This window comes from Microbacterium umsixpiens (assembly GCF_053543675.1).
Genome location: NZ_JBLVOH010000248.1, coordinates 1 through 3852, shown reverse-complemented (window position 1 = coordinate 3852; position 3852 = coordinate 1). Strand labels below are relative to the sequence as shown.

Here is a 3852-nt window from a genome sequence, read left to right as displayed (position 1 = left end):
GCTCGCCGGTCGTAGTCCGCACTCGTCGCCTTCGCGTAGCCGTCGGTGGAGGCGGCGACCGCGACGTCGACCGGAAGATACGTGCCGCCGATCGACGTGACCTGGTCGGCGACCTCGGGGCGCGGATCGGTGGCACGGACGATCGCGCCGAGACTCGACGCGGCACCGATGGCCGCGAGTCCGGCGACGCCGGCTCCCGCCACCAGCACCTTCGCCGGCGGCACCTTGCCCGCGGCGGTCACCTGTCCCGTGAAGAAGCGCCCGAACTCGTGGGCGGCCTCGACGACGGCCCGATACCCGGCGATGTTCGCCATCGAGCTGAGCACGTCCATCGACTGCGCGCGCGAGATGCGGGGTACGGCGTCGAGCGCGACGGCCGTGATCCCGCGCTGGGCGAGAGACTCGACCAGGTCGGGGCGGAGGGCGGGTGACAGCAGCGCGATGAGGGTCGCGCCGTCGGAGAGGAGGGCGATCTCGTCGGGGCCGGGTGCTGTGATGGCGAGCACGATCTCGCTGCCCCACGCCTCGGCGCGCTCGACGAGTGCGGCCCCCGCCGCCTCATACTCCGCGTCGGGGTATGAGGCTGCAGCGCCCGCTCCGCGTTCCACTCTGACCGTGTGGCCCAGCTTCCTCAGCGACGCGATCGTCGCCGGGGTGGCCGAGACCCGTGCTTCGCCCGCAGGCTCCCGCACGATGCCGATGACTGCCACTGCATCCTCCTCCGCCCGTCGCCGTCGACGGGGCCGCTCCGGGGCGTCTCTGCCCCTGACTTTCGCTCAGAGTACTGAGCACGGCTCCGGGAACGCCCCTTCTTCGCCCGCATGACGCGGAAAGAAGTCTCGTTCTTGCGGAAAGCAGAGGAGCGATCAGCCGCGCGCGCGGTCCTAAGCTGTTGCCGTGACCACGACGCCGCCGGAGAGCCCCGCCCAGGGGCAGGATCCGGCCGTCACCGCGGCGAACGCGAGCGCGAGGGCGAAGGTCCTCGGCTGGGCGCGACGCAGCATCGACCTGATCCCGACGTCCTGGCTCATCACCGGCGCCGGAGCCGTGCTGCTCGCGACCACCGCCGTCTTCGGCGGACTCGAGGCCGCGGCCGTCGATCCCACGCCGGTCGTCGAGGTCGGCGAGACCTTCGCGGGCTCCGATCTCGAGATGACCGTGCTCGGGGTCGAGCTGCGCGACGAGCTGAGCGCGGAGAGCGGCCGAACCCTGGTCTTCCCGGACGAGGAGAAGGGCGAGCGAGTGCTGGTCGTCACGGTCGACGTCGTCAACACGTTCGACAAACCGCGACCGTCGACGGCGAACCCCCCGCAATCCCCGGTGCTCGACGGCATCCGCATCGAGGGTCTCGATGAGAAGGGCGACGTCTTCCGTGCCGACGACGGCGAGCGCGCGCCCCGGTTGCAGCCTGACGTCCCCGCCCGCATGCTGCTCACCTGGATCGTCGGGCCGGACGACTTCCACGACGGCGACGAGATCACTCTCACCCTCCCCGAGTCGGACCACTACGTCGGTCAGAGCGTGATGCGCGGCGACTACTGGGTGGACGTCCGCGTCGGAGCGACCCTGACGGCGACCATCGACGAGGTGCCGCTCCCGTGAAGAAGCACATCCTGATCTGGGTCGCCACCGTGGCGTTGCTCGTCTGCGCCTGGGGCGTCTCGAAGGCGACGCTCCCCGACGACGCCCCGAATGCCGCGTTCGCCTCGGTCGCACAGATCGGCGAAGAGGCCTCGACGCGCAACCTCGTCGTGACCGTGACCGACGTGCACCTCGCGGATCGGGTCACGGATGCGGAGGGCTGGTCGGCCGACGGCACCTGGCTCGTCGTCGATCTCGAGGCCGCCACCGGCGTGACGCAGGATCAGAGCGGCTCACGGCTCGCGGAACTCACGATCGGCGACCGTACGTTCAGCGCGACGGATCGCGGCACCAGCTTCGTCGATCAGCGGCTGGTCACCGGCGTCCCGCGCTCCGGGAGCCTCGCGTTCGAGCTCCCGGACGACGTGACCGGCGACCGCGCGACGCTCCGCCTGGGCATGCCGGGGTCCGGCCTCGGAGAGGTGGTGCGCGACACCGTGATCGAGCTGTCGATCGACCTCGCCGCGCTGCCCGTCGAGGCCGAGGTGCTCCTGGACGAGAACGGCTGGGCCCGATGACCATCCCCCTCCCTCCGGTACCGCCCGCGCCTCGGGAAGACGCGGAGGCCGCCGCCGCCCCGGCGAAGCCGCCCTCCTGGTGGCGCCGCAACACTCTGGCTCTGGTCGCACTCGTCGTGCTGCTGCCGGCGACCGCCATCGCGGTCGGGTGGCAGGAGTGGTACCAGTTCTTCGGATTCGGGGCCCGTGCGGTCACACCCGTGGTGGTCGTCGAGGACGAGACGACTGATCTCGCCGGCGCGACCTGGGGGCCGGTGCGCGGTGGGGAGATCGAAGACCTCTCGGGTCTCGACGTCCCTCCGAACACGCGCCTGATCGCCGTCGGGGTGCCAGTGGATCCTGATGCCGAGGGGATGGGGTGCGAGACGCCGACCCTCGTGGAGCAGTCCACGGGGCGCGAGTGGGGTCCCGTCCGCGCGGAGATCGGGCTGGACTGGAGCGCGGACGAACCGGAGACCTGCCTCAGCGAGCAGGCCGGCGCCTACGAACTGATCGTGCCGTTCGTGGTGCCGGAAGATGTCGAGGGCCCCTTCTGGGTCGACGTGCGCCCCTACGACGCCGGCGGGTCCTTCGTGAGGTTCGATTTCGAGCCCTGACCCTCGACGCTGTCCCTGGCGGGCGCGGTGACCATCGCGGCGGCGACGGCATCCACCGATGACGGCAGGAGTCCGGCGGCATCGGCGACGGCACGCATCTCTCCCTCCGCCTCCGAGACACCCACCGTGTCGGTGCGGTCCTGCTGCCGCTTGCGCAGCCGCGCGAGGGTGGCGTCGTACGCCCCGCTGATGACCGCGATGCGCACCGGCTCCATGAGCAGCAGCGGCACGAGCGACACGAGCGGCGCGGCGATCGCCCAGAACACGTACTCCTGCGGGCCGACCAGGCGGGTGATCCCGAAGCCGAGGTATGACTCGAGCGCCTTCACGATGACGTAGAGCAGCGCGTAGGAGCCGACGAGGAGTGGTCCTGCGCGCCACATGAGCAGCAGCGCTCGCCCGATCGGGCGGAAGCGGGCGCCGAGCTCTTCGCCGAGATCCTTGAGCCGGCGCACGAGCGGGTTCGGGATGACGGCCGCGTGTTCGCGCACGCGGGCGATCAGCTCGCTCTCCACACGCAGCTTCTCGGCGACGATCGCCTGTCCGAACACCACGCCGGCGATGGTCAGCCACGCGAGCGGAGCGAGGAGCACCGGGCCCGCCTCGGAGAGCAGCCAGCCGATCCCCTCCCAGAGCCAGCGCAGCGGGGCGACGGCATCCAGGATCTGCTCCCTCACCGTCTCGAGGAAGGCCATGGCCGCGCGGCTGTCGACCCACGCCTTGATCGTGTCGAAGATGTCGCCGAGGACCATCACCGAGAAGAAGACCCAGACGATCTCGAAGTAGACCGCGACCGGCGACAGCCACTTCGCGAGCTTCGCCGACCACTTCGACCACGCCCAGCGGCCGGCGAACGCGAGCACGATGATCGAGATGGTCCACACGTTGATCGGCAGGTTCAGCACGGTGTCGACCGAGCTCACCGGACCTTCGCCGTTGGCGGCCGCCGTCCAGATGACGCCGTTGCGCACCTCGAGAGCGCGCAGCGAGTATGCCCGCACGTCTTCGCCCAGCAGCCCCTGCGCCCAGTAGACCGCGAAGAAGGGGAGGATGCCGGCCAGCAGCGCCGAGAGGAAGGTGCGGCGGCGGTCCGCCGC

General features: G+C 70.9%; 4 protein-coding genes and 1 pseudogene. 3 read left to right on the top strand and 2 right to left on the bottom strand.

What is annotated here, in order from left to right:
* Positions 1 to 710 (bottom strand): annotated as a pseudogene (locus ACNPM4_RS20615) (Re/Si-specific NAD(P)(+) transhydrogenase subunit alpha); the annotation flags it as partial.
* A gap of 187 nt (positions 711 to 897) precedes the next feature.
* Here ACNPM4_RS20615 and ACNPM4_RS20610 point away from each other — a divergent pair.
* From ACNPM4_RS20610 to ACNPM4_RS20600, 3 genes are read left to right on the top strand one after another with little or no spacing between them, the layout of a single operon-like run.
* Positions 898 to 1602 carry a hypothetical protein gene (locus ACNPM4_RS20610; protein ID WP_448987009.1) on the top strand — a complete coding sequence of 235 codons (705 nt, stop codon included), beginning with the start codon at positions 898 to 900 and terminating at the stop codon, positions 1600 to 1602.
* Positions 1599 to 2159 (top strand): DUF4352 domain-containing protein, encoded by a 561-nt coding sequence (locus ACNPM4_RS20605; protein ID WP_448987008.1) that lies wholly within the window; start codon positions 1599 to 1601, stop codon positions 2157 to 2159. The genes ACNPM4_RS20610 and ACNPM4_RS20605 overlap by 4 nt, the downstream gene beginning before the upstream one ends.
* A complete protein-coding gene (locus tag ACNPM4_RS20600) occupies positions 2156 to 2755 on the top strand; it encodes a hypothetical protein (RefSeq protein ID WP_448987007.1) in 600 nt (199 codons plus the stop codon). Before ACNPM4_RS20605 ends, ACNPM4_RS20600 begins: the two co-directional genes overlap by 4 nt.
* On the opposite strand, the gene ACNPM4_RS20595 is transcribed toward ACNPM4_RS20600, so the two are convergent.
* On the bottom strand, positions 2710 to 3852 hold a 1143-nt coding region (locus ACNPM4_RS20595), incomplete at its 5' end, for a hypothetical protein (RefSeq protein ID WP_448987006.1). The two genes, ACNPM4_RS20600 and ACNPM4_RS20595, sit on opposite strands and share 46 nt — an antisense overlap.